Origin of the sequence: Streptococcus mitis (assembly GCF_905187495.1) — a bacterium.
GTDB lineage: Bacteria > Bacillota > Bacilli > Lactobacillales > Streptococcaceae > Streptococcus > Streptococcus mitis_CU.
Genome location: NZ_CAJJIB010000151.1, coordinates 255,216 through 281,146, shown reverse-complemented (window position 1 = coordinate 281,146; position 25,931 = coordinate 255,216). Strand labels below are relative to the sequence as shown.

26 protein-coding genes, 1 pseudogene and 1 other annotated feature are annotated in these 25,931 nt (G+C 39.3%); of the genes and pseudogenes, 22 read left to right on the top strand and 5 right to left on the bottom strand.

The features are described from left to right. Positions 1–35: 35 nt before the first annotated feature. Positions 36–1,448, top strand: a complete 1,413-nt coding sequence (gene sufB / locus JQ843_RS07515; RefSeq protein ID WP_000797054.1) for a Fe-S cluster assembly protein SufB — start codon at positions 36–38, stop codon at positions 1,446–1,448. Positions 1,449–1,646: 198 nt separating this feature from the next. Here sufB and pbp3 read toward each other — a convergent pair whose 3' ends face one another. Beyond that, entirely contained in the window at positions 1,647–2,888 is a 1,242-nt protein-coding gene (gene pbp3 / locus JQ843_RS07510) for a D-alanyl-D-alanine carboxypeptidase PBP3 (protein WP_203213305.1), read from the bottom strand. A gap of 102 nt (positions 2,889–2,990) precedes the next feature. Between pbp3 and JQ843_RS07505 the strand changes: the two genes are divergently transcribed. Further along, positions 2,991–4,100, top strand: coding sequence for an AI-2E family transporter (locus JQ843_RS07505; protein WP_203213304.1), 1,110 nt, complete (start codon positions 2,991–2,993; stop codon positions 4,098–4,100). 206 nt (positions 4,101–4,306) lie between these two features. Beyond that, positions 4,307–5,503, top strand: a complete 1,197-nt coding sequence (tuf, locus tag JQ843_RS07500; protein WP_001040726.1) for an elongation factor Tu — start codon at positions 4,307–4,309, stop codon at positions 5,501–5,503. A gap of 390 nt (positions 5,504–5,893) precedes the next feature. Here tuf and JQ843_RS09785 read toward each other — a convergent pair whose 3' ends face one another. The 3 genes from JQ843_RS09785 to JQ843_RS07485 all read right to left on the bottom strand — a co-directional run bounded on the left by JQ843_RS09785 (position 5,894) and on the right by JQ843_RS07485 (position 8,794). Next, positions 5,894–6,202 carry a hypothetical protein gene (locus JQ843_RS09785; protein WP_238393765.1) on the bottom strand — a complete coding sequence of 103 codons (309 nt, stop codon included), beginning with the start codon at positions 6,200–6,202 and terminating at the stop codon, positions 5,894–5,896. Between the two features lie 535 nt (positions 6,203–6,737). Continuing rightward, a complete protein-coding gene (locus JQ843_RS07490) occupies positions 6,738–7,820 on the bottom strand; it encodes a DEAD/DEAH box helicase (RefSeq protein WP_033686658.1) in 1,083 nt (360 codons plus the stop codon). Next, positions 7,817–8,794, bottom strand: coding sequence for a Gfo/Idh/MocA family protein (locus JQ843_RS07485; RefSeq protein WP_203180614.1), 978 nt, complete (start codon positions 8,792–8,794; stop codon positions 7,817–7,819). The genes JQ843_RS07490 and JQ843_RS07485 overlap by 4 nt, the downstream gene beginning before the upstream one ends. A 141-nt stretch (positions 8,795–8,935) precedes the next feature. Between JQ843_RS07485 and JQ843_RS07480 the strand changes: the two genes are divergently transcribed. The 5 genes from JQ843_RS07480 to JQ843_RS07460 all read left to right on the top strand — a co-directional run bounded on the left by JQ843_RS07480 (position 8,936) and on the right by JQ843_RS07460 (position 11,543). Then, entirely contained in the window at positions 8,936–9,640 is a 705-nt protein-coding gene (locus JQ843_RS07480; protein ID WP_203180615.1) for a YoaK family protein, read from the top strand. Positions 9,641–9,698: 58 nt separating this feature from the next. Further along, positions 9,699–9,786: a sequence feature (ribosomal protein L21 leader region), on the top strand. A 36-nt stretch (positions 9,787–9,822) separates the two neighbouring features. Continuing rightward, positions 9,823–10,137: a 50S ribosomal protein L21 gene (gene rplU / locus JQ843_RS07475; RefSeq protein ID WP_000109141.1), complete on the top strand. Its 315-nt coding sequence runs from the start codon at positions 9,823–9,825 to the stop codon at positions 10,135–10,137. A gap of 15 nt (positions 10,138–10,152) precedes the next feature. Next, complete coding sequence (locus JQ843_RS07470; protein ID WP_000613694.1) at positions 10,153–10,497, top strand: ribosomal-processing cysteine protease Prp; 345 nt, start codon at positions 10,153–10,155, stop codon at positions 10,495–10,497. A gap of 16 nt (positions 10,498–10,513) precedes the next feature. Continuing rightward, positions 10,514–10,807 (top strand): 50S ribosomal protein L27, encoded by a 294-nt coding sequence (gene rpmA, locus JQ843_RS07465; protein WP_000916509.1) that lies wholly within the window; start codon positions 10,514–10,516, stop codon positions 10,805–10,807. A gap of 319 nt (positions 10,808–11,126) precedes the next feature. Next, positions 11,127–11,543 (top strand): DUF5301 domain-containing protein, encoded by a 417-nt coding sequence (locus JQ843_RS07460; protein ID WP_203213303.1) that lies wholly within the window; start codon positions 11,127–11,129, stop codon positions 11,541–11,543. A 194-nt stretch (positions 11,544–11,737) separates the two neighbouring features. Here the strand turns inward: JQ843_RS07460 and JQ843_RS09780 are convergent. Further along, positions 11,738–11,812, bottom strand: a pseudogene (locus tag JQ843_RS09780) (AraC family transcriptional regulator); the annotation flags it as partial. Between JQ843_RS09780 and JQ843_RS07455 the strand changes: the two are divergent. The 14 genes from JQ843_RS07455 to dcm all read left to right on the top strand — a co-directional run bounded on the left by JQ843_RS07455 (position 11,805) and on the right by dcm (position 25,913). Continuing rightward, on the top strand, positions 11,805–12,713 hold the full coding sequence (locus tag JQ843_RS07455; RefSeq protein ID WP_203180617.1) for a LysR family transcriptional regulator: 909 nt from the start codon (positions 11,805–11,807) through the stop codon (positions 12,711–12,713). The pseudogene JQ843_RS09780 and the gene JQ843_RS07455 sit on opposite strands and share 8 nt — an antisense overlap. Beyond that, positions 12,710–13,171: a signal peptidase II gene (gene lspA / locus JQ843_RS07450; protein WP_000745686.1), complete on the top strand. Its 462-nt coding sequence runs from the start codon at positions 12,710–12,712 to the stop codon at positions 13,169–13,171. Before JQ843_RS07455 ends, lspA begins: the two co-directional genes overlap by 4 nt. Beyond that, the gene (locus tag JQ843_RS07445) at positions 13,161–14,048 is read left to right on the top strand and encodes an RluA family pseudouridine synthase (RefSeq protein ID WP_000403207.1); all 888 of its coding nucleotides are present in this window, start codon (positions 13,161–13,163) and stop codon (positions 14,046–14,048) included. The genes lspA and JQ843_RS07445 overlap by 11 nt, the downstream gene beginning before the upstream one ends. 2 nt (positions 14,049–14,050) lie before the next feature. Next, positions 14,051–15,937: a phosphorylcholine esterase CbpE gene (cbpE, locus tag JQ843_RS07440; RefSeq protein WP_070527304.1), complete on the top strand. Its 1,887-nt coding sequence runs from the start codon at positions 14,051–14,053 to the stop codon at positions 15,935–15,937. A gap of 97 nt (positions 15,938–16,034) precedes the next feature. Then, a complete protein-coding gene (gene proB / locus JQ843_RS07435; RefSeq protein ID WP_238393764.1) occupies positions 16,035–17,144 on the top strand; it encodes a glutamate 5-kinase in 1,110 nt (369 codons plus the stop codon). A 9-nt stretch (positions 17,145–17,153) separates the two neighbouring features. Beyond that, positions 17,154–18,416, top strand: coding sequence for a glutamate-5-semialdehyde dehydrogenase (locus tag JQ843_RS07430; protein WP_203213301.1), 1,263 nt, complete (start codon positions 17,154–17,156; stop codon positions 18,414–18,416). A gap of 3 nt (positions 18,417–18,419) precedes the next feature. Continuing rightward, entirely contained in the window at positions 18,420–19,217 is a 798-nt protein-coding gene (gene proC, locus JQ843_RS07425; protein WP_203213300.1) for a pyrroline-5-carboxylate reductase, read from the top strand. 229 nt (positions 19,218–19,446) lie between these two features. Continuing rightward, entirely contained in the window at positions 19,447–20,085 is a 639-nt protein-coding gene (gene tmk, locus JQ843_RS07420) for a dTMP kinase (protein WP_061542614.1), read from the top strand. Then, entirely contained in the window at positions 20,082–20,972 is an 891-nt protein-coding gene (locus JQ843_RS07415; protein ID WP_203213299.1) for a DNA polymerase III subunit delta', read from the top strand. The genes tmk and JQ843_RS07415 overlap by 4 nt, the downstream gene beginning before the upstream one ends. Positions 20,973–21,010: 38 nt before the next feature. Further along, a complete protein-coding gene (gene yabA, locus JQ843_RS07410) occupies positions 21,011–21,328 on the top strand; it encodes a DNA replication initiation control protein YabA (RefSeq protein WP_000358228.1) in 318 nt (105 codons plus the stop codon). 2 nt (positions 21,329–21,330) lie between these two features. After that, positions 21,331–22,200, top strand: a complete 870-nt coding sequence (rsmI, locus tag JQ843_RS07405; protein ID WP_001166867.1) for a 16S rRNA (cytidine(1402)-2'-O)-methyltransferase — start codon at positions 21,331–21,333, stop codon at positions 22,198–22,200. A 217-nt stretch (positions 22,201–22,417) separates the two neighbouring features. Beyond that, the gene (locus JQ843_RS07400; protein ID WP_000760484.1) at positions 22,418–23,473 is read left to right on the top strand and encodes a DNA cytosine methyltransferase; all 1,056 of its coding nucleotides are present in this window, start codon (positions 22,418–22,420) and stop codon (positions 23,471–23,473) included. A gap of 2 nt (positions 23,474–23,475) precedes the next feature. Then, positions 23,476–24,876: a protein NO VEIN domain-containing protein gene (locus JQ843_RS07395; protein ID WP_000285316.1), complete on the top strand. Its 1,401-nt coding sequence runs from the start codon at positions 23,476–23,478 to the stop codon at positions 24,874–24,876. Next, positions 24,873–25,913: a DNA (cytosine-5-)-methyltransferase gene (dcm, locus tag JQ843_RS07390; RefSeq protein WP_000734158.1), complete on the top strand. Its 1,041-nt coding sequence runs from the start codon at positions 24,873–24,875 to the stop codon at positions 25,911–25,913. The genes JQ843_RS07395 and dcm overlap by 4 nt, the downstream gene beginning before the upstream one ends. Positions 25,914–25,931 lie beyond the last annotated feature (18 nt).

Here is a 25,931-nt window from a genome sequence, read left to right as displayed (position 1 = left end):
AATCAGTAGAAATGAAGAATGAAAGAAAGGATATTATGGCTGAAGAAAGAGTAGAACCAAAACCAATTGACCTTGGTGAATATAAATTTGGTTTCCATGATGATGTAGAGCCTGTCCTATCGACAGGAAAAGGATTGAATGAAGATGTCATTCGTGAACTATCAGCTGCTAAGGGAGAACCTGAGTGGATGCTAGAATTCCGTTTGAAGTCTTATGAAACCTTCAAAAAAATGCCCATGCAAACTTGGGGAGCAGACTTGTCAGAGATTGACTTTGATGACTTGATTTATTACCAAAAACCATCTGATAAACCAGCTCGTTCATGGGATGAGGTTCCTGAAAAAATTAAAGAAACCTTTGAACGTATCGGGATTCCGGAAGCTGAGCGTGCCTATCTAGCAGGTGCCTCTGCCCAGTATGAGTCAGAAGTGGTTTACCACAACATGAAGGAAGAGTTCCAGAAGTTGGGGATTATCTTTACAGATACGGATTCTGCCCTCAAGGAATACCCAGACTTGTTTAAACAATACTTTGCTAAGTTGGTACCGCCAACAGATAACAAATTGGCTGCCCTTAACTCAGCAGTATGGTCTGGTGGAACCTTTATCTACGTACCAAAAGGGGTCAAGGTAGATATTCCTCTTCAAACTTACTTCCGTATCAACAACGAGAATACAGGTCAGTTTGAACGTACCTTGATTATCGTTGATGAGGGAGCAAGTGTCCATTATGTAGAAGGATGTACAGCGCCAACTTATTCAAGTAACAGCTTGCACGCTGCCATCGTAGAAATCTTTGCCTTGGATGGAGCTTATATGCGTTATACGACTATCCAAAACTGGTCTGATAACGTCTATAACTTGGTAACCAAACGTGCTAAAGCTCAAAAGGATGCCACTGTTGAGTGGATTGATGGTAACTTGGGTGCTAAAACAACCATGAAATACCCATCTGTTTACCTAGATGGAGAAGGGGCGCGTGGTACCATGCTCTCTATTGCCTTTGCCAATGCAGGGCAACACCAGGACACTGGTGCCAAGATGATCCACAATGCTCCACATACCAGCTCGTCTATTGTGTCTAAATCCATCGCTAAAGGCGGAGGAAAGGTTGACTACCGTGGACAGGTAACTTTTAATAAGAACTCTAAGAAATCTGTTTCTCACATCGAGTGTGATACCATTATCATGGATGACTTGTCAGCATCAGATACCATTCCGTTTAACGAAATTCACAACTCACAAGTCGCTTTGGAACACGAAGCTAAGGTATCTAAGATTTCAGAAGAGCAACTCTATTACCTCATGAGCCGTGGATTGTCAGAATCTGAAGCAACTGAGATGATTGTAATGGGATTTGTAGAACCCTTTACAAAAGAACTTCCAATGGAATATGCAGTTGAGCTGAACCGCTTGATAAGCTACGAAATGGAAGGATCAGTTGGATAAAATTTGTTTTTATACTCTTCGAAAATCTCTTCAAACCGTGTCAGCTTTATCTGCAACCTCAAAGTGGTGCTTTGAGCAACCTGCGGCTAGTTTCCTAGTTTGCTCTTTGATTTTCATTGAGTATTAGCTTTATTCAAAATCAAGGATTTTGAAGATGAACTTCTAACAAAAAAATCGCGGTTTAAAATCGCGATTTTTTTATAATTTCTCGTTGATAAAGCGGATAAACTGATTCCACCAAACTTTTAAGAAGAAGGCTTTTTCTACTTTCTTTTCTGCTACCATTTCAAAACTAGGACGTTCTGTGGTAATGTAACCTTGACCAATCAAGTCTGAGTCTTCATAAGTCAAATGCCCAACAACTGTTCCGGCTTCAAGTGGTGCTGGAATTGCCTTAGAATCAGGTATGAATTGAATAGATTGAGAAGATTGACCTCCAACACGTTCAATTAGAGAAATATCATCTTTGGCAACAGCAGTGACTGTATCTTCTTTTCCATCCTGTACAGGGGCTTTGCTATCTTGATAGGCATCGCCTTTCTGAACGATTTTGCGAAGTGTGAATGTAGAAGAGATATAATCCATTAGTGAGGATGTAGCTGTGAAGCGAGCGTAAGGATTATTGTCTTGATGATCTGCATTCAAAACAACTGTGATAACCCTCATCCCTTTTTCGACAGTAGTACCAACAAAAGATTCTCCAGCTTTGTCTGTTGTTCCTGTCTTAAGTCCGTCAAAACCACCGCGATAAGCAGGCATACCCTCTAACATGTAGTTGGTAGATGTGATTGTCATTCCAGCAAAAGTAGAAGAAGGTTTTTTCGTGATTTCCAAGACTTGTGGGTATTTTTTGATGAGATTGCGAGCAACGATAGCGACATCATAAGCACTAAGCTTATTTTCCTCATCTTTTTTAGATCCTGGGTAAATGTTATCCCCTAGAGTCTCATTATTAAGACCCGTCGTATTGACAACAGTGGCATCCTGAATTCCCCATTCCAAGAGCTTTGCACGCATCATATCGACGAAATCTTTTTCTGAGCCAGCAATTTTCTCAGCTAGGGCAATAGCCGCACTGTTAGCACTAGATACTAGGGTTGCTTCAAGTAGTTGTTCGACGGTATAATTACGAGCCTCCATAGGAACGTTACTCGCTTCAGAATTTGTCGTTAATTTGTAAGGATAATCAGAAATATCTACCGGAGTTGATAGTGTAATACTGCCGTTTTCCAAGGCTTCATAGACAAGATAAACAGTAATTAACTTTGTGATTGAAGCAATTTCAACAGGTTGTGTTGCATCTTTCTCATAGAGAATTTTACCAGTATTTGCTTCAACAGCAATGGCATGTTTAGCAGCAATATTAAAATCTTGAGCAGCAACAGTAGATGCTGAGCCAATAAGGGACAGGCTTAATAGAGTTAAAATTATTTTTTTCATAGTAAGTTTATTCTATCATAAAGAAAAAAATATTCCCAGTTTCATGATAGAAGAAAGAAGCTTTTTTGAAAGTGTGGTAAAATAGATAAATGGAGGTACCCCATGTTTCGTAAGAATAAATTATTTTTTTGGACCAGTGAGATTTTACTATTAACCATCATCTTTTATTTATGGAGACAGATGGGAGCGATTATTACACCTTTTGTAAGCGTCGCAAACACTATAATGATTCCCTTTCTTTTAGGTGGTTTTTTATATTATTTAACCAATCCTATTGTAAATTTTTTACAAAAGTATTTCAAAATTAACCGTATCATTGGTATTCTACTAACCTTGTGTGCCTTGGTCTGGGGGCTAGTTATTGGGGTAGTCTATCTCTTACCGATTTTGATTAATCAGTTGACCAGTTTGATAGCAACAAGCCAGACGATATACAGTCGAATACAAGATTTGATTGTGGATTTATCTACTTATCCAGTCTTTCAAAATTTAGACATTCAAGCGACTTTTCAACAGTTAAATCTATCGTATGTAGATATTCTACAAAATATCCTAAATAGTGTAACGAATAGTGTCGGAAGTGTCCTATCTGCGCTCTTTAGTACTGTTTTGATTATTATCATGACCCCTGTATTTTTAATTTATTTTTTGTTAGATGGTCACAAATTCTTACCGATGCTTGAACGTACTGTTTTAAAGCGTGATAAGTTGCATATTACAGGTCTTTTAAAAAATTTGAATGCTACAATCGCTCGCTATATTAGTGGAGTCGCCATTGATGCGATTATTATTGGTTGTTTGGCCTTTATCGGATATAGTATTATTGGTTTAAAATATGCTTTGGTCTTTGCCATCTTTTCAGGTTTAGCCAATCTCATTCCTTATGTAGGGCCAAGTATTGGCTTGATTCCGATGATTATTGCCAATGTCTTTACTGACCCTCATAGAATGTTGATTGCAGTTGTTTATATGCTGATTATTCAACAAGTGGATGGAAATATTCTCTACCCTCGGATCGTTGGTGGGGTAATGAAGGTTCATCCAATTACGATTTTAGTATTACTTTTGTTATCAAGTAATATCTATGGTGTCATTGGTATGATTGTCGCTGTACCAACTTATTCTATCTTAAAAGAAATTTCTAAGTTTTTATCACGTTTGTATGAAAATCATAAAATAATGAAAGAACGAGAAAGAGAATTAACTAAGTAAAAGTCAGGAGAACCCTGATTTTTCTTTTTATTTAGGCAAGTGATAGGAGTGGAAGTGTCGTTTAGATTAGTAGATTAAGAATAATTCACAAAAACTTTGTAAAACACTTGCAATTTAGCTGAAATTTGATAAAATAGTAAGGAAAGTTAGACTGTATTGCCTACTGTCTATCTATAAAATATATTTTATTGGAGGCTTTTACTCAAATGGCAAAAGAAAAATACGATCGTAGTAAACCACACGTTAACATTGGTACTATCGGACACGTTGACCACGGTAAAACTACCCTAACTGCAGCTATCACAACTGTTTTGGCACGTCGCTTGCCTTCATCAGTTAACCAACCTAAAGACTATGCGTCTATCGATGCTGCTCCAGAAGAACGCGAACGCGGTATCACAATCAACACTGCGCACGTTGAGTACGAAACTGAAAAACGTCACTACGCTCATATCGACGCTCCAGGACACGCGGACTACGTTAAAAACATGATCACTGGTGCCGCTCAAATGGACGGAGCTATCCTTGTAGTAGCTTCAACTGACGGACCAATGCCACAAACTCGTGAGCACATCCTTCTTTCACGTCAGGTTGGTGTTAAACACCTTATCGTCTTCATGAACAAAGTTGACTTGGTTGACGACGAAGAATTGCTTGAATTGGTTGAAATGGAAATCCGTGACCTATTGTCAGAATACGACTTCCCAGGTGACGATCTTCCAGTTATCCAAGGTTCAGCTCTTAAAGCCCTTGAAGGTGACACTAAATACGAAGACATCGTTATGGAATTGATGAACACAGTTGATGAGTACATCCCAGAACCAGAACGTGACACTGACAAACCATTGCTTCTTCCAGTCGAGGACGTATTCTCAATCACTGGACGTGGTACAGTTGCTTCAGGACGTATCGACCGTGGTATCGTTAAAGTCAACGACGAAATCGAAATCGTTGGTATCAAAGAAGAAACTCAAAAAGCAGTTGTTACTGGTGTTGAAATGTTCCGTAAACAACTTGACGAAGGTCTTGCCGGAGATAACGTAGGTGTCCTTCTTCGTGGTGTTCAACGTGATGAAATTGAACGTGGACAAGTTATCGCTAAACCAGGTTCAATCAACCCACACACTAAATTCAAAGGTGAAGTCTACATCCTTACTAAAGAAGAAGGTGGACGTCACACTCCATTCTTCAACAACTACCGTCCACAATTCTACTTCCGTACTACTGACGTTACAGGTTCAATCGAACTTCCAGCAGGTACTGAAATGGTAATGCCTGGTGATAACGTGACAATCGACGTTGAGTTGATCCACCCAATCGCCGTAGAACAAGGTACTACATTCTCTATCCGTGAGGGTGGACGTACTGTTGGTTCAGGTATGGTTACAGAAATCGAAGCTTAATTCGATTTAGTTCCCAGAAGAACAATTATTTAAGTCAGACACTAAAAGAATCTTGCTATGCAAGGTTCTTTTTTTAAAAAAATAAAAAGATAGACCTGATAAAGTCCAGATCCATCTAATAAGTTATTTTCAAGTGACTAGTTCGCTCCAAACACTAACATTCGATATAGTAGAGGTTTCACCAGCTGGAACCCATTTGTTAGTTCCTAAGTATCTAACTTCTAGTTTACGAACATTTACTATGTAAGATGCTTTTAGCCTGATGTAACCATAAGTGTAGGGTGGTACGTTATGGGATACTGAGTGATTTAAACTAAGTCAAAATCCAGACTCAGGAGCAGAAAAGCTAACAGCTGCACTTAAAGTTAGGGTAGCTCCAGCTTTTCCACCCTAAGCAGTTGAACTTAGAGATCCTGATGTAGCGCTGCTCTTATAAGAGTGAGAGGAGCTAGTTCTATAGTCTGCAACACCAGTTGCATTAGAACGAGTCTGATACGTAGATTTAGACTCTAAATAGGCGTCTCTAAGTTCAGTCGTATAAAATGACAATAACTCTCCTGTGTTGATATCTTTTACAACACGATTAGATACAATTTCATAATTTGTGCAAGGATAGACATCAGCAAAAACCGTAGATGTTGTGACTAAGAAAAATAGATTTGATAGAACAGAGAAAAACAATAATTTCAATTTAATCATAAAAAAATGTCTATTCTTCATGATCAAAAGATTATTTTTTCAATCCTTTGAAAGTCATAATGCAACCCGAAAGGATACTGAGAGTTCCTATAGGTCTCCAATATAGCTGCCAAAAGAATAAATTTATTCTTCCTTTCAGTGTCTCATCGGGTCCAGCATAATAGGGGTTGATGTGAAATAATAAAAAACCAAAACATAAAACTATGATTCCGGTTAAGAATAAAATGTCCTTATTTACTTTCCTCATAAAATCTCCTTTTATTTAATTTTAAGCGTTTTCTATTATTAGTATACGTCAAAAAAATAAAAAAACAAGTCTATTTATTTATTAATTTATATGGTATAATAAAATAGTTGGAGAGTTTTTTTACTACGAATCTTATGTAGTTTTACAAAAAAGAGGCTAGATAAAAACTCAATTTTAGGAGAAAATGAAGTAAAATTTCCCACAATAAAACGCATAATATCAAGGTTCAATACCTGATATTATGCGTTTTTGATTTTAAAGACTTTTTGCCCAGCCTCAATGAGGGCTTTATTTTACATAGAGTTCTTGATTTTTTAGGACAATTTCTCGTACACTTGCAAACTTCTTAAGTTTTTTGATTTCTTCTGGATGAGTGACGAGAGTGATAACGTAACCTTCCTTGCCCATACGACCAGTACGGCCAGCACGGTGAGTGTAGGTTTCGCTATCTCTAGGAACATCAAAGTTTACGACACATTCGAGGCTATCGATATCAATTCCACGAGCCAGAAGGTCTGTTGCGAGAAGTAGGGTTAGTTGCTTGTCTTTAAACTTTTCTAAGATGACTTTTCTGAACTTGACATTGACATCACTAGCGAGGGAAACAGCCAAGATATCCCGATACTGTAGTTTTTCTTCTGCACTTCCAAGGTCTGATAGGCTGTTAAAGAAGACAAGACCTCGGAAATCCTCTACATGAGCCAGTTTTCGTAGCATATCCACTCGGTGACGTTGATCTACCTGCATGTAGAAGTGCTGGATGTTGTCCAATTTTTGGTCAGAGAGATCAATGGTACGTGTGTTAGGCGCAATCTTCTTTTGGTCAAACTTGGTTGTCGCACTCATATAGACAAGTTGGTGGTCACGAGGTGCGTAGTGAGTAATTTTCTCGACAAAGTGTATCTGAGAATCATCTAGTAATTGGTCGAATTCATCCAGGATGATGGTTTCCACATTCATCATCTTGATTTTTTTCAATTTAATCAGTTCAAAGATACGGCCAGGGGTTCCAATCAGAATTTCTGGTCCTTTTTTGAGTCGTTCAATTTGACGTTTTTGACTCGAACCTGATAAGAAGAGTTGGGTAGTTAAGCAGATAGCTTCAGCCCACGTTTTACATACATCAAAAATCTGTCCAGCAAGCTCAGTATTTGGTGCTAGAATCAAGAGTTGTTGGGCTTTTTTCTTTTGTAGTCTGAGAAGACTTGGTAGAAGGTAAGCTAGGGTCTTACCAGTTCCTGTTGGGCTCACTCCTAGGAGGTTTTCTCCAGCAAGAAGGGGCTCAAATAGTTGAGTTTGAATGGGAGTGAATTCTTGGAAACCGAGTTGGTCACTCAGTTCTTGCCATTCAGTCGGTAGTTTGTTTTTCATTTTTCTGCCTCAAATCTAATGCCAGCAGTCTGGCGCATGGTAAATAGTAGTTCATGAACAAAACTTGCATCTTCCAACCAAGTTTGGTAGAGATTCAGATCTGGTTGCTGGATCATGTGTGCAAATGCAGCAACTTCCTCAGTCATTGTATGAGGAGCCTGTTGGATAGGGAGTTGGATTTGATTGCCTTGGTGGTCGGTAAAAATAGCCGAGCTGACATGTTCGATGGTGTTGAGCGTCAGGGTTCCATCTGTCGTATAAATTTCGCAAGGGAGATTGGAAGTGATGTTTTTCCCAGCCTTGATGTGAACTTGAAAGTCAGGGTAGAAGAGAATTCCGTCTCCATTTAGGTCAATGCTATTGTATAGCTGTTGAGCCTGATAGGTCGCGTCTTGAGCTTTTCCAAAGAGACGAACGACAGCGTAGAGAGGATAAATCCCCAAATCCATAAGCGCTCCACCAGCAAAACGGTCTGAGAAGACATTTGGTGATTCCCCAGTCAACAAGTTAGGCATTTTAGAAGAATACTTGGCATAGTTGAGATCTGCTCCCAACACATGCTTGTCTGCTAAAAAGTTTTTGATGATAGTGAAAGCTTTTTCATGGTAATTGCGAGCTGCTTCGAATATAAAACAGTGATTTTTCTTAGCTGTATGTCTCAAATCTAGCCATTCATGTGGCTGAGTGACAGCTGGCTTTTCAAGAATGACATGTTTACCTGCAGACAATGCAGCTTTTGCCTGAGCAAAATGCAAGGAGTTTGGGCTAGCAATATAGACCACATCAAAGGAGCTCTTGAAGAAGTTCTCTACTTGATCAAAGAGTTGGATATTCTGATAGCGAGAAGCAAAGGTTGCCGCAGTTTCTAGTTTTCTAGAATAGACTGCGACCAGCTTGTATTCTCCACTGGAATGGGCTGCTTCTATGAAGTGGTGACTGATAGCCCCTGTTCCGATGACACCTAATTTAAGCATAGTTACTCCTTTTTCGATTTCAAATCCTTCTTTCATTATAACATAGATAAACGAGACTATCCAACAGAGGGTAAAAATTTTCAAATAAGCTACTAGGTCTTTTCCAAAGAAAGTGGTACAATAATGAGATGAGTAAATGAAATGGGAGGGAAAATGAGGTTATTACCTATAAGAAAAATATCACGTCAGTCTAAGAGGCTAGCACTTTTTTTGACTTTTTGTGCAGGTTATGTAGATGCCTATACGTTTATTGTGCGAGGGAATACTCTTGTAGCTGGACAAACTGGGAATGTAGTCTTTTTATCAGTGGGACTCATTCAACACAATGTGTCAGATGCCAGTGCCAAAGTAATGACCTTACTAGCTTTTATGATGGGGGTCTTTTTACTAACGATTTATAAGGAAAAATTGAGAATTGTGAAAAAGCCCATTCTGTCATTGATTCCTTTGGCAATCTTATCAATCATTATTGGTTTTGTGCCGCAAACTGTAGATAATATCTATCTAGTGCCGCCCTTGGCTTTCTGTATGGGACTGGTGACAACTGCTTTTGGAGAAGTGTCGGGTATTGCCTATAATAACGCTTTTATGACAGGGAATATCAAACGGACCATGCTGGCTTTTGGAGATTATTTCCGAACCAAGCACACACCTTTTTTGCGTGAAGGATTTATATTTGTTAGCCTGCTTAGTAGTTTTGTCCTTGGCGTTGTCTTTTCAGCCTATTTGACGATTTTCTATCATGAAAAGACCATTCTTGGTGTTCCTATTATGATGAGCATTTTTTACATTAGCATGCTTTTTGCCTCTTGGCAGAAAAAAGTAAAAGAAAAAGCTTCATTTTAGGTGTTATTACTTGTAAGAAAATAGGAGATATGCTATACTTGAAGAGTTGACTATGCACGATCCTGTGCAACCGCACGAACATCGTTGCTTGATTATTCAAGTTTAAGTGGTTTGTCCCACGATGCTAGGCGAGTCTTCACAAAAAATTCGGGGAAACCCATAAAAATCATAGGAGGTGCATAATGAGCACATACGCAATTATCAAAACTGGCGGAAAACAAGTTAAAGTTGAAGTTGGTCAAGCAGTTTACGTTGAAAAATTGAACGTTGAAGCTGGTCAAGAAGTTACTTTTAACGAAGTTGTTCTTGTTGGTGGTGAAAACACTGTTGTCGGAACTCCACTTGTTGCTGGAGCTACTGTAGTTGGAACTGTTGAAAAACAAGGAAAACAAAAGAAAGTTGTTACTTACAAGTACAAACCTAAAAAAGGTAGCCACCGTAAACAAGGTCACCGTCAACCATATACAAAAGTTGTCATCAACGCAATTAACGCTTAATTTTAAGGAGAACACATGATACAGGCAGTCTTTGAGAGAGCCGAAGATGGCGAGCTGAGGAGTGCGGAAATTACTGGACACGCCGAGAGTGGCGAATACGGCTTTGATGTCGTGTGTGCATCGGTTTCTACGCTTGCCATTAACTTTATCAATTCTATTGAGAAATTTGCAGGCTATGAACCAATCCTAGAATTAAACGAAGATGAAGGTGGCTATCTGATGGTTGAAATACCAAAAGATCTTCCTTCACACCAGAGAGAAATGACCCAGTTATTCTTTGAATCATTTTTCTTAGGTATGGCAAACTTATCGGAGAACTCTTCTGAGTTCGTCCAAACCAGAGTTATCACAGAAAACTAACACGGAGGAAAACATTATGTTAAAAATGACTCTTAACAACTTGCAACTTTTCGCCCACAAAAAAGGTGGAGGTTCTACATCAAACGGACGTGATTCACAAGCAAAACGTCTTGGAGCTAAAGCAGCTGACGGACAAACTGTAACAGGTGGATCAATCCTTTACCGTCAACGTGGTACACACATCTACCCAGGTGTAAACGTTGGACGTGGTGGAGACGATACTTTGTTCGCTAAAGTTGAAGGCGTAGTACGCTTTGAACGTAAAGGACGCGATAAAAAGCAGGTTTCTGTTTACCCAATCGCTAAATAAAAAGGTCCAGTGAACCTTTTTATCCCGAGCCTTGAAATGTAAAGGCAAGGAAGCTAGAAGTAGCATTAAATAAGGCTTTCCGATTTTTCGGAGAGCCTGTTTTTTCGTTTTGGTACCCATTTTGGTCCCCGTATCTAAAACCCTATGTAAGAAGAGAATTTATCGGCTACTTTATTTTACAATGAAAAAATAGTTGAATGTAAAACTTTTACAATAATGAATTTTATAAGGGAATAAGATATTGTAAAAATTGCTACGGTTTGATATTATAATTGTATCTCAGAGAAAAAGTAAGCAGAATGAAAGGATGTGGACTTGTATGAAAAAAATTATCATAATGATAGTCTGTTCAATCTCTTTTCTTGTTATATCTGCTTGTGTCAGTAAGAAAAAACTTATTCTTCCTGAACCTGAAACGATTTCTGTAATTTCTATTCAGAAAAAACTCTCTGAAAATGTTAAAACAATAACCCAGAGAGAAGAAATCTCAAAGTTAATTAAGGAGATACAGAAACAGTCCAAATCTACAACTTTTGAGAGTTTCAATGATCAACCGACAAATGTTAAAGATTACATCATTATCAAATTCACTCATCAGAATGAAGAAAATGATAGTGTAGTCTATCTATATACTATGAAAGAAAAACAGTATATTGAACAACCTTATGTTGGGATTTGGCAAGTAAGTCCAGATATAGCCAATAGAATTGAAGAGATTTTTCTAGTTGATTCATAGAGATAGAAGTAAAGTTTAGAGGGCTTTTTTCATAAATTTATATGAAATTGAATTTGTATCATCTTTTAAACGGTAAATCAACAAGATTTGCTGTTTTTATTTGCTTGAAATCAGATAAGGACTGAAAAAAGACATTATTCTAATTCTTGTCTTGGAATGTTAGAGTCTTTATTGAGACTTGAAAATTTCCAAACTTTTTTCCTTTTTGGAAAACTTCTAAAATATGGTATAATGAAAAGATAAAGAAGTTGGGGGTAGAAGATGAACATTCAACAATTACGCTATGTTGTGGCTATTGCGAATAGCGGTACTTTTCGTGAAGCTGCTGAAAAGATGTATGTTAGTCAGCCGAGTCTGTCTATTTCTGTTCGTGATTTGGAAAAAGAGTTGGGCTTTAAGATTTTCCGTCGGACCAGCTCAGGGACTTTCTTGACTCGTCGTGGTATGGAATTCTATGAAAAAGCTCAAGAATTGGTTAAAGGATTTGATATTTTTCAAAATCAGTATGCCAATCCTGAAGAAGAAAAAGATGAATTTTCCATTGCTAGTCAGCACTATGACTTCTTGCCACCAACCATTACGGCCTTTTCAGAGCGCTATCCTGATTATAAGAACTTTCGTATTTTTGAATCAACTACTGTTCAAATCTTAGATGAAGTAGCGCAAGGGCATAGTGAGATTGGGATTATCTACCTCAACAATCAAAATAAAAAAGGTATTATGCAACGGGTTGAAAAGCTAGGTCTGGAGGTCATTGAATTGATTTCCTTCCATACCCACATTTATCTCCGCGAGGGGCATCCTTTGGCTCAGAAAGAGGAATTGGTTATGGAGGATTTATCTGATCTACCAACGGTTCGTTTCACTCAAGAGAAAGATGAGTATCTTTATTATTCAGAGAACTTTGTTGATACCAGTGCGAGCTCGCAGATGTTCAATGTGACAGACCGTGCTACTTTGAATGGTATTTTGGAGCGGACGGACGCTTATGCAACAGGTTCTGGATTTTTAGATAGTGACAGTGTCAATGGGATTACAGTCATTCGTCTCAAGGATAACCTAGATAATCGCATGGTCTATGTTAAACGTGAAGAAGTGGAGCTGAGTCAAGCTGGGACTCTCTTTGTAGAAGTCATGCAAGAATATTTTAATCAGAAGAGGAAATCATGAAAAAAAGAGGAATAGTGGCAGTCATTGTACTACTTTTGATTGGGCTTGATCAGTTGGTAAAATCCTATATCGTCCAGCAGATTCCACTGGGTGAAGTACGCTCTTGGATTCCCAATTTCGTTAGTTTGACCTACCTGCAAAATCGAGGTGCAGCCTTTTCTATCTTACAAGATCAGCAGTTGTTATTCGCTGTCATTACCCTGGTTGTCGTGGTAGGTGCCATTTGGTATCTACATAAACACATGGAGGACTCATTCTGGATGGTCTTGGGTTTGACCTTGATTATCGCAGGTGGTCTTGGAAACTTTATTGACAGGGTAAGTCAGGGCTTTGTTGTGGATATGTTTCACTTGGACTTTATCAATTTTGCAATTTTCAATGTGGCAGATAGCTATCTGACTGTTGGAGTGATTATTTTATTGATTGCAATGCTAAAAGAGGAAATAAATGGAAATTAAAATTGAAACTGGTGGCCTGCGTTTAGATAAGGCTTTGTCGGATTTGACAGAATTATCACGTAGTCTCGCGAATGAACAAATCAAATCAGGACAGGTCTTGGTTAATGGTCAAGTCAAGAAAGCTAAATACACAGTTCAAGAGGGTGATATCGTCACTTACCATGTACCAGAGCCGGAGGTCTTAGAGTATGTGGCTGAGAATCTTCCGCTAGATATCATCTACCAAGATGAGGATGTGGCCGTCGTTAACAAACCTCAGGGGATGGTGGTGCATCCGAGTGCTGGTCATACTAGTGGAACTCTAGTAAATGCCCTTATGTATCATATTAAGGACTTGTCGGGTATCAATGGGGTTCTACGCCCAGGAATTGTTCATCGTATTGATAAGGATACGTCTGGCCTTCTCATGATTGCTAAAAACGATGAGGCGCATCTAGCACTTGCCCAAGAACTCAAGGATAAAAAGTCTCTCCGAAAATATTGGGCTATTGTTCATGGAAATCTGCCTAATGATCGTGGTGTGATTGAAGCTCCGATTGGCCGTAGTGAAAAAGACCGTAAGAAACAGGCTGTGACTGCTAAAGGGAAGCCTGCAGTGACCCGTTTCCACGTCTTGGAACGTTTTGGTGATTACAGCTTGGTAGAGTTGCAGCTAGAGACAGGACGCACTCATCAAATCCGTGTTCACATGGCTTATATTGGCCATCCAGTCGCTGGTGATGAGGTCTATGGTCCTCGCAAGACTTTGAAAGGACATGGACAATTTCTCCATGCCAAGACTCTAGGCTTTACCCATCCGAGAACAGGTGAGACCATGGAATTTACAGCAGATATCCCAGAGATTTTTAAGGAAACATTGGAGAGATTGAGAAAGTAAGAATGAAAAAGAAATTAACTAGTTTAGCACTTGCAGGTGCTTTTTTATGCTTGTCATTTCATGGGAATGTTCAAGCTCAAGAAAGTTCAGGAAATAAAATCCACTTTATAAATGTTCAGGAAGGTGGCAGTGATGCGATCATTCTTGAAAGTAATGGACATTTTGCCATGGTGGATACAGGAGAAGATTATGATTTCCCAGATGGAAGTGATTCTCGTTACCCATGGAGAGAAGGAATTGAAACATCTTATAAGCATGTTCTGACAGATCGTGTTTCGCGACATTTAAAGGAATTGGGTGTCCAAAAACTTGATTTTATTTTGGTAACCCATACCCATAGTGACCATATTGGAAACGTTGATGAGTTACTGCAAACCTATCCAGTTGGTCGTATCTACATGAAAAAATACTCTGATAGTCGGATTACAACACCAACTCATCTATGGGATAATCTGTATGGCTATGATAAGGTTTTACAGACTTCTGCAGAAAAAGGTGTTTCAGTTATTCAAAACATTACACAAGGGGATGCTCATTTTCAGTTTGGGGACATGGATATTCAACTCTATAACTATGAAAATGAAACTGATTCATCAGGTGAATTAAAGAAAATTTGGGATGACAATTCTAATTCTTTGATTAGTGTAGTGAAAGTCAATGGTAAGAAAATTTACCTCGGAGGAGATTTGGATAATGCTCATGGAGCAGAAGACAAGTATGGTCCTCTCATTGGAAAAGTTGATTTGATGAAGTTTAATCATCACTATGATACCAATAAATCAAACACCAAGGATTTCATTAAAAATTTGAGTCCGAGTTTGATTGTTCAAACTTCGGATAGTTTACCTTGGAAAAATGGTGTTGATAGTGAGTATGTCAATTGGCTCAAAGAACGAGGAATTGAGAGAATTAACGCAGCCAGCAAAGACTATGATGCGACAGTTTTTGATATTCGACAAGATGGTTTTGTCAATATTTCAACTTCTTACAAGCAGATTCCAAGTTTTCAAGCTGGTTGGCATAAGAGTGCTTATGGAAACTGGTGGTATCAAGCGCCTGACTCTACAGGAGAATATGCAGTTGGTTGGAATGAAATCAAGGGTGAATGGTATTACTTCAACCAAACGGGTATCTTGTTACAGAATCAATGGAAAAAATGGAACAATCGTTGGTTCTATTTGACAGACTCTGGTGCATCTGCTAAAAATTGGAAGAAAATCAATGGAAGCTGGTATTATTTCAACAAAGAAAATCAGATGGAGACTGGTTGGCTTAATACTGGCGGTCAGACCTATTATCTATCAAATGATGGGGATATGATAACAGGATGGCGTAAGATTGATGGACAATGGTACTATTTTGCTCAATCAGGGGAAATGAAAACGGGCTGGGTAAAAGATAAAGAAACCTGGTACTATATGGATTCTACTGGTACCATGAAGACAGGCGAGATAGAAGTTTCTGGTCATCATTACTATCTAGAAGAATCAGGAGCTATGAAGCAAGGCTGGCTTAAAAAGGCAAATGATTGGTATTTCTATAAGGAAGACGGTTCACGAGCTGTTGGTTGGATTAAAGACAAGGATAAATGGTACTTCTTGAAAGAAAATGGTCAATTACTTGTGAACGGTAAGACACCAGAAGGCTATACTGTTGATTCAAGTGGTGCCTGGTTAGTGGATGTTCCGGTAGAGAAATCTGCTACAACTAGAGATACAAGTAACTCAGAAATAAAAGAATCCAATGAAGTAGTGAAAAAAGATCTTGAAAATAAAGAAACGAGTCAACACGAAAGTATTACAAGTTCTTCAACTAGTCAAGATTTGACTTCTTCAACTTCACAAAGCACTGAAACAAGTGCAAATAAATCGGAATCAGAACAGCAGTAAAAAAGAAGGTTTTAGGGCCTTCTTTTTCCTATCAACTCTTTTCTATTTCCTGCCATTCATGTTATAATGGATAAATATGAAGAATCGGAGTGAGACTATGAAATACAAACGGATTGTCTTTAAGGTGGGGACTTCTTCTCTGACAAATGAGGATGGAAGTTTATCACGTAGTAAGGTAAAGGCTATTACCCAGCAATTGGCTATGTTGCACGAAGCTGGTCATGAATTGATTTTGGTGTCGTCAGGTGCCATTGCTGCAGGTTTTGGTGCCTTAGGATTTAAAAAGCGTCCGACTAAGATTGCTGATAAACAGGCTTCAGCAGCGGTAGGGCAAGGGCTTTTGTTGGAAGAATACACGACCAGTCTTCTCTTGCGCCAAATCGTTTCTGCACAAATCTTGCTAACCCAGGATGACTTTGTGGATAAGCGCCGTTATAAAAATGCCCATCAGGCTTTGTCAGTTCTACTTAGCCGTGGAGCGATTCCTATCATCAACGAGAATGACAGTGTCGTTATTGATGAACTCAAGGTTGGGGACAATGACACTTTAAGTGCCCAGGTAGCGGCCATGGTCCAAGCTGACCTTTTGGTCCTCTTGACAGATGTAGACGGTCTTTATACTGGAAATCCTAATTCAGATCCAACAGCCAAACGCTTGGAGAAAATTGAGACCATCAATCGTGAGATTATTGATATGGCAGGTGGTGCAGGTTCGTCTAATGGTACAGGTGGCATGTTAACCAAAATCAAAGCTGCAACTATCGCGACGGAATCAGGAGTTCCTGTTTATATCTGCTCATCCTTGAAGTCAGACGCTATGATTGAGGCGGCTGAGGAGACCAAGGATGGTTCCTACTTTGTTGCGCAAGAGAAGGGACTTCGTACCCAGAAACAATGGCTGGCTTTTTATGCTCAGAGTCAAGGTTCTATTTGGGTTGATAAAGGTGCTGCAGAAGCTCTCTCTCAACATGGCAAGAGTCTCCTTTTATCTGGTATTGTTGACGCAGAAGGAGCCTTTTCTTACGGTGATATCGTGACAGTATTTGACAAGGAAAGTGGAAAATCACTTGGAAAAGGACGCGTGCAATTTGGTGCATCTGCTTTGGAGGATATGTTGCGTTCTCAAAAAGCCAAGGGGGTCTTGATTCACCGTGACGATTGGATTTCCATTACTCCTGAAATCCAACTACTCTTTACAGAATTTTAGAGGTAAACTATGGTAAGTACACAAGAACAATTTGAACAGGTACAGGCCGTTAAAAAATCAATCAACACAGCCAGTGAAGTCGTGAAAAACCAAGCTCTGCTAGCCATGGCTGATCACTTAGTGGCTGCTACTGAGGAAATTTTAGCGGCCAATGCCCTCGATATGGAAGCTGCTAAGGGTAAAATCTCAGATGTGATGCTGGATCGTCTTTATTTGGATGCAGGGCGTATAGAAGCAATGGCAACTGGGATTCGTGAAGTGGTTGCCTTACCAGATCCAATAGGTGAAGTTTTAGAAACAAGTCATCTTGAAAATGGTTTGGTTATCACCAAAAAACGTGTGGCTATGGGTGTTATCGGTATTATCTATGAAAGCCGTCCAAATGTGACGTCTGACGCGGCTGCTTTGGCTCTCAAGAGTGGAAATGCGGTTGTTCTTCGTAGTGGGAAGGATGCCTATCAAACTGCCCATGCCATTGTCACAGCCTTGAAGAAGGGCTTGGAAACGACTACTATTCACCCAGATGTGATTCAACTGGTGGAAGATACCAGCCGTGAAAGTAGCTATGCCATGATGAAGGCCAAGGGCTATCTAGACCTTCTCATTCCTCGTGGAGGGGCTGGCTTGATCAATGCCGTGGTTGAGAATGCTATCGTACCAGTTATCGAGACAGGAACTGGGATTGTTCATGTTTATGTCGATAAGGACGCAGATGAAGATAAGGCTCTATCTATCATCAACAATGCCAAAACTAGTCGTCCTTCTGTCTGCAATGCCATGGAGGTTCTACTTGTTCATGAAGACAAAGCAGCAAGCTTCCTTCCTCGTTTGGAGAAAGTGCTAGTTGCAGATCGAAAAGAAGCTGGACTGGAACCAATTCAATTCCGCTTGGATAGCAAAGCAAGCCAGTTTGTTTCAGGTCAAGTAGCTGAAGCACAAGACTTTGATACTGAGTTTTTAGACTATGTCCTAGCTGTTAAAGTTGTGAGCAGTTTAGAAGAAGCGGTTGCCCATATTGAAACCCACAGTACCCATCATTCGGATGCCATTGTGACGGAGAATGCTGAAGCTGCAGCTTACTTTACAGATCAAGTGGACTCTGCAGCAGTCTATGTCAATGCTTCAACTCGTTTCACAGATGGAGGCCAATTTGGTCTTGGTTGTGAAATGGGGATTTCTACTCAGAAATTGCACGCGCGTGGTCCAATGGGCTTGAAAGAGTTGACTAGCTACAAGTATGTGGTTACTGGTGATGGGCAGATAAGGGAGTAAGAGATGAAGATTGGATTTATCGGCTTGGGGAATATGGGAGCTAGTTTGGCCAAGGCTGTTTTGCAGGCCAAGACGGGTGCTCAGATTCTCCTTGCCAATCGTAGTCAAGCCAAGGTGGATGCTTTCATTGCAGACTTTGGTGGTCAGGCTTCTAGTAACGGAGAAATCTTCGCAGAAGCAGATGTGATTTTTCTAGGTGTTAAGCCAGCCCAGTTCTCAGACTTGCTTTCTCAATACCAGACCATTCTTGAAAAACGAGAGAGTCTTCTTTTGATTTCCATGGCAGCTGGATTGACTTTAGAAAAACTAGCAAGTATTATCCCAAGTCAACACCGAATTATTCGTATGATGCCAAATACCCCTGCTTCTATCGGTCAAGGAGTTATCAGCTATGCTTTGTCACCTAATTGTAATGCTGAGGATAGTGAGCTCTTTTGTCAGTTATTAGCAAATGCTGGCCTCTTGGTTGAACTAGGAGAAGGCTTAATAGATGCTGCGACAGGACTTGCAGGCTGTGGGCCAGCCTTTGTCTATCTCTTTATTGAGGCCTTGGCAGATGCGGGTGTTCAGACGGGATTGCCAAGAGAAACGGCATTGAAAATGGCGGCTCAAACTGTTGTAGGAGCTGGTCAATTGGTCCTAGAAAGCCAGCAACATCCTGGGGTCTTGAAAGACCAAGTTTGTAGCCCAGGCGGTTCGACTATTGCTGGTGTAGCGAGCTTAGAAGCGCATGCTTTTAGAGGAACAGTCATTGATGCAGTTCATCAAGCTTACAAACGAACACAAGAATTAGGTAAATAAGAGGTGGATTTGTCTGCCTCTTTTATGGTGGTTGATACTCTTCGAAAATCAAATTCAAACTGCGTCAGCTTTATCTACAACCTCAAAGCGGTGTTTTGAGCAGCCCGCGGCTAGCTTCCTAGTTTGCTCTTTGATTTTCATTGAGTATTAAATGAGAAGACAAAAAAGATTGTCACAAACCCCTATTTTTTTGATAGAATAGAAGTAGTAAAAAAGAAATGAGTTAGACATGTCAAAAGGATTTTTAGTCTCTCTTGAGGGACCAGAGGGAGCAGGAAAGACCAGTGTTTTAGAGGCTCTGCTCCCAATTTTAGAGGAAAAAGGGGTAGAGGTGCTGACGACCCGTGAACCTGGCGGAGTCTTGATAGGGGAGAAGATTCGGGAAGTGATTTTAGATCCAAGTCATACTCAGATGGATGCGAAGACAGAGCTCCTTCTCTATATTGCCAGTCGCAGACAGCACTTAGTGGAAAAAGTTCTTCCAGCCCTTGAAGCTGGCAAGTTGGTCATTATGGACCGCTTCATCGATAGTTCTGTTGCCTATCAGGGATTTGGTCGTGGCTTGGACATTGAAGCCATTGACTGGCTCAATCAGTTTGCGACAGATGGCCTCAAACCTGATTTGACCCTCTATTTTGACATTGAGGTGGAAGAGGGACTGGCTCGCATTGCTGCTAATAGTGACCGCGAGGTCAATCGTTTGGACTTGGAAGGGTTGGACTTGCACAAAAAAGTTCGTCAAGGCTATCTTTCTCTTCTGGACAAAGAAGGAAATCGCATAGTCAAGATTGATGCGAGTCTTCCTTTGGAGCAAGTTGTGGAAACTACCAAGGCTGTCTTGTTTGACAGAATGGGCTTGGCCAAATGAAACAAGATCAACTAAAAGATTGGCAACCAGATCAGTTTGACCGCTTTGTCCGTATCCTAGAACAAGACCAGCTCAATCATGCCTATCTTTTTTCAGGTTTCTTTGGAAGCTTTGAAATGGCGCAGTTTTTGGCTAAGAGCCTCTTTTGTACAGATAAAGTAGGTGTTTTACCATGTGAGAAATGCCGAAATTGTAAGCTGATTGAACAGGAAGAGTTTCCAGATGTCACCTTGATTAAGCCAGTCAATCAGGTCATCAAGACAGAACGCATTCGGGAATTGGTGGGCCAGTTTTCCCAAGCAGGGATTGAAAGTCAGCAACAGGTCTTTATTATCGAGCAAGCTGAGAAAATGCATCCTAATGCAGCCAATTCTCTGCTCAAGGTCATCGAAGAACCCCAGAGCGAGGTTTATATTTTCTTCTTGACCAGCGATGAGGAAAAGATGTTACCGACCATCCGCAGTCGAACCCAGATTTTCCACTTTAAAAAGCAAGAAGAGAAGCTCATCCATCAATTAGAACAAGCAGGTCTGGTCAAGAAAAAAGCAACTCTTTTAGCCCAGTTTAGTCAATCGCGAGCTGAAGCAGAAAAGTTAGCCAATCAGGCAAGTTTTTGGATCTTGGTTGATGAAAGTGAACGCCTGCTGACTTGGTTAGTAGCTAAGAAAAAGGAAAGTTATTTGCAAGTTGCCAAACTAGCTAGCTTGGCAGATGATAAGGAAAAACAAGATCAGGTTTTACGGATTCTTGAAGTCCTCTGTGGGCAAGATATCCTACAAGCAAGAGTAAGAGTGATTCTACAAGATTTGCTAGAAGCTAGAAAAATGTGGCAAGCTAATGTCAGCTTTCAAAATGCCATGGAATATCTGGTCTTGAAAGAAATGTAAACTCAAAATGAACGATAAAGAAAGGAAAGGGCTGTTTTATGGACAAAAAAGAATTATTTGACGCGCTGGATGATTTTTCTCAACAGTTATTGGTAACCTTAGCCGATGTGGAAGCCATCAAGAAAAATCTCAAGAGCCTGGTAGAGGAAAATACAGCTCTTCGCTTGGAAAATAGTAAGTTGCGCGAACGCTTGGGTGAGGTGGAAGCAGATGCTCCTGTCAAGGCCAAACATGTTCGCGAAAGTGTCCGTCGCATTTACCGTGATGGATTTCACGTATGTAATGATTTTTATGGACAACGTCGAGAGCAGGACGAGGAATGTATGTTCTGTGACGAGTTGTTATACAGGGAGTAGGCATGCAGATTCAAAAAAGTTTTAAGGGGCAGTCTCCCTATGGCAAGCTGTACCTAGTGGCAACGCCGATTGGCAATCTAGATGATATGACCTTTCGAGCCATCCAAACCTTGAAAGAAGTGGACTGGATTGCGGCTGAGGACACGCGCAATACAGGGCTTCTGCTCAAGCATTTTGACATTTCTACTAAGCAGATTAGTTTTCATGAGCACAATGCCAAGGAAAAAATTCCTGATTTGATTGGTTTCCTGAAAGCAGGACAAAGCATTGCTCAGGTATCCGACGCGGGTCTGCCTAGCATCTCAGACCCTGGTCATGATTTGGTTAAGGCAGCCATTGAGGAAGAAATTGCGGTTGTGACTGTTCCAGGTGCCTCTGCAGGAATTTCTGCCTTGATCGCCAGTGGTTTAGCGCCACAGCCACATATCTTTTACGGCTTTTTACCGAGAAAATCAGGCCAGCAAAAGCAATTTTTCGACTCGAAAAAAGACTATCCAGAAACTCAGATTTTCTATGAATCGCCCCATCGTGTGGCAGATACGTTAGAAAATATGCTAGCAGTTTATGGCGACCGCTCGGTGGTCTTGGTTAGAGAATTGACCAAAATCTATGAAGAATACCAAAGAGGTACAATTTCTGAATTGCTGGAAAGCATCGCTGAAACGCCACTTAAGGGAGAATGCCTTCTCATCGTTGAAGGTGCCAGTCAGGATGTAGAAGAAAAAGACGAGGAAGACTTGTTCTTAGAAATCCAAACTCGTATCCAGCAAGGCATGAAGAAAAATCAAGCTATCAAGGAAGTAGCTAAGTTTTACCAGTGGAATAAGAGCCAGCTTTACGCAGCCTACCATGACTGGGAAGAACAACAATAAAGGGAGACAGGATTTAATAATTCTGTCTGTTTCTGTTTAACTTAATTAGTGATGATAATATTCGGAGTCTAAATCATAGAATTGATTGAGTAGTGAATAAATAAAAACAATGTTCATTCAGTTTACGTTGAATATATATAATGTACTCTATTAGAATTATTTTTAAGTACGCAGTATGGTATAATTATATATGAGAAAATAGTGTGGAGTTTATCAGTTGAAAAAATATAACATTGTAGATTTATTTTCAGGAGCAGGTGGTCTATCTTATGGATTCGAGATGGCTGGATTTAATGTTCTATTAGGAATTGATAATGACGAAAAAGCCTTAGAAACCTTTCAAAAAAATCATCAGAATTCAGAAATATTATGTGGAGATATTGCGAATATATCTTATGAGGAAGATATAAAACCAATAATTGGAGAACAAAAAATTGACATAATTGTAGGTGGTCCCCCTTGTCAGGGGATGTCGCTTTCTGGACCTAGAAAATTTGATGATCCAAGGAACAAACTTTATTTGTCTTATATTCGATTGGTTCGAGAAATAAAGCCAACTGCTTTTGTCATTGAAAATGTGATTGGGATTGTTAGTTTGTTTAAAGGGCAAATAAAAGATACTATCATAGAAGAATTTTCGAAAATGGGTTATAAGGTTCAGTTTAAAGTGTTGCTGGCCTCTGACTATGGAGTTCCTCAAAATAGAAAACGTGTTATTTTTGTGGGGACGAGGAATGATGGATTTGAATATCCTGAAGCATTGGGAACAATCATTACAACAGAGATGGCAATTTCTGATTTACCAACATTAGAAAATGAACTTGGCGAGATAGAAATGTCTTATGTTTCAGAACCACAAAATGACTATCAAAAACTAATGCGAAAACGTTCAAACGTGGTTTTGAACCACGTTGCAGCCAAGCATTCAGAAAAAGTGATAAGTACAATTGCCCTTGTCCCTGACGGTGGAAATTATAAAAATCTCCCAGAGGAATTACGAGAAACAAGAAAATTTAATGTCGCTTGGACACGATTTGCTAGTTGGAAGCCAGCTCCTACGATTGATACGGGGCATAGACATCATTTCCACTATAAGTATAATCGTGTGCCAACAGTGAGGGAATCTGCTCGTCTACAATCTTTTCCAGATGATTTTATCTTTTACGGAAGTAAAACACAGCAATTTAGACAAGTTGGTAATGCTGTTCCTCCTTTAATGGCTCAGCAGATTGCAAACAATTTACTGAAATATTTAAAAAATAACGAAGAATAACTATGTATCAAGTTCCAGAGAAATATTATTTTAGACTACATCACCCAAGACCTCGTTTTAAAAATGATGTCGAAAATGTACTTGTTTATATGGCAACGAATATTTCTTATTTGGGAATATTGCCTAAAAAGGAATTTAGTCAGCAACTAAATGACATTATCAAACAATATGCAGGAAATGCAGATAAAACAGAGAAAACAATCAATAACTGGCGAACAGAGATTTCTTCTTTGTTTGGAATGATGATTGAGAAAGAGGGCTTTGTCTATTCAGGAAATAGGGCTAAGGAATTGACTGAAGACCAAGACCTTATTCGCTTTTTTAAAACCTTTTTGTATAATTTTGAATATCCTGGTGGGCATCTAAAAGATAACGAGATTGTTAAACTTTGTCAAATCGGAGTTCAATTTAAGCCAGCTCAGTATCTACTGGAACTATTTACAGAAGCCTCACAAGCTGAAGAAAAAACTATTTACCTCACCGATGAAGAAGTCGCCCATTGTATCTTTAATGATTTGAGATGTACTCGTGATAGAGAGCCTGTTTTGGAAATATGGAATCGTATCAAAGAGAATAGAGCGTCTAAAGTAGCTTACGATACTAAAGGAGATGTTATTCGATATGCCAAAGATATTTTAGATTACATGGTTATAGCGAGTTTACTAACTGTTCAAGGTGGTAGGTATAAAATAAATTCTATGGAAGAGCAAGCAATAAATGACTTTTTGCAATCAGATGCTACCTTTGATGGCTATGCTCAATTTATTGGAAATGCTTCTACAACAATTGAAGATGTTCGAAATTTTAGAAGTGCTTGGTTCGAATATGTCAATCGTGATTTAGGAGATATTGATTTTAGGACAAACTTTAATCTCTACCTTCCAAGTGATATTGATTTTACTGAAGAGAAAACAGATATTATCGGACATCTAACTGAACACATCGAATACAGCGAGAAAATCTCTACCGCTGTTGTAGGGAGTTCGGGAGAAGCTATTGTTATCAATCATGAAAAACAAAAATTACGAGAACATGGGCAAGAACAGTTGCTCCATCTGGTGAATTTTATTCCAACACAGTTTGGTGTCGGCTACGATGTTCAATCTTTTGAGTGTGATGATTCTGAGCTGAGAAAGTATATTGAAGTCAAAACAACTGTCAGCAATGCTTCTATTACTTTTAATTCGTTTCATATCACACCGAACGAATGGCGAACTGCTAAATCTGTGCGTGATAGATACTATATTTATCGTTTGCAGATTTCTAAACATAGCAAAAAATTGTTTATTATCAAGAATTTGTATGAGTTAGTCAAAAATGAGAAGATGCTTCTGATTGAGAGAAAAGATGGATATGATGTCCGTTTTTCATCGTCAGTTGGCTTTGAGGAGAATTTAATTTGAAGAAACTAAAAATTGCCTCTCTTTTTAGTGGAGGAGGTGGAACGGATATTGGTTTTGCTGGTGGATTTGATTTTTTAGGTAAACATTATGCCGATAATCAAATTGAGATTGTCTATGCAAATGATATTGAAGACAGTGCCAATAAAATGTTTGAAAAGAATTTTGGTGTTACTCCAGACAATCGAAATATCCGAGAAATAAAATCAGATGAAATCCCATCTTTCGATATTTTAACGGGAGGTTTTCCTTGTCAATCATTTTCTGTTAGTGCTCAAAATCCGAAACGCTTAGGAATAAAAGACGAAAAAGGGACATTGTTTTTTGAGATGGTGCGAGTGTTAAAAGCTCATCAACCAAAAGCATTTTTTGCCGAAAATGTTAAGGGAATTTTGTCTGCAAACAATAAAGAAGCCTTTCCTCTAATTATTGAAGAGTTCGAAAAAGCTGGTTATAATGTTTCTTATAAACTTTGCGTAGCCACCAAATACGGCGTTCCGCAAAAGAGAGAGCGAGTGTTTATTGTTGGTATTCGAAAGGATTTGAATTTTACTTTTGAATTTCCTGAAGAGCCTATTCAAAATGTAGAAGATTATACACCACTAAAAGTAATTCTTCAGCAAGATATTGATGAAAAGTATTATTTTAGCGAGAGGGCTGTGCAAGGAATGCTAAATAGTAAATCTGGCAAAAAAATGAATAAAGGACGAGCACAAGACATTGAACAGCCGAGTAATACGGTTAGTTCTCATTTAGCAAAAGTATCCTTAAATAGCACTGACCCTGTTTTGTTAGAAAATGGACGTTACCGTCGCTATACTCCAAGAGAGGTTGCACGTATTCAGTCGTTTCCAGAAAACTATGAATTGCTTGGTTCAGAAGGTGCTCAATATAGAATGCTGGGGAATGCTATTCCACCAGTAATGATGTGGTATATTGCTGAAAAGTTAGTGTCAGATTTACGAAATAGTGATGTAATTGCAAAGCAACAGAAACTCGAAGAAAGTTTTGGTCAACTGGATTTGTTTGAAGCGAGTTGATGTTTTAAATCTAGGGAA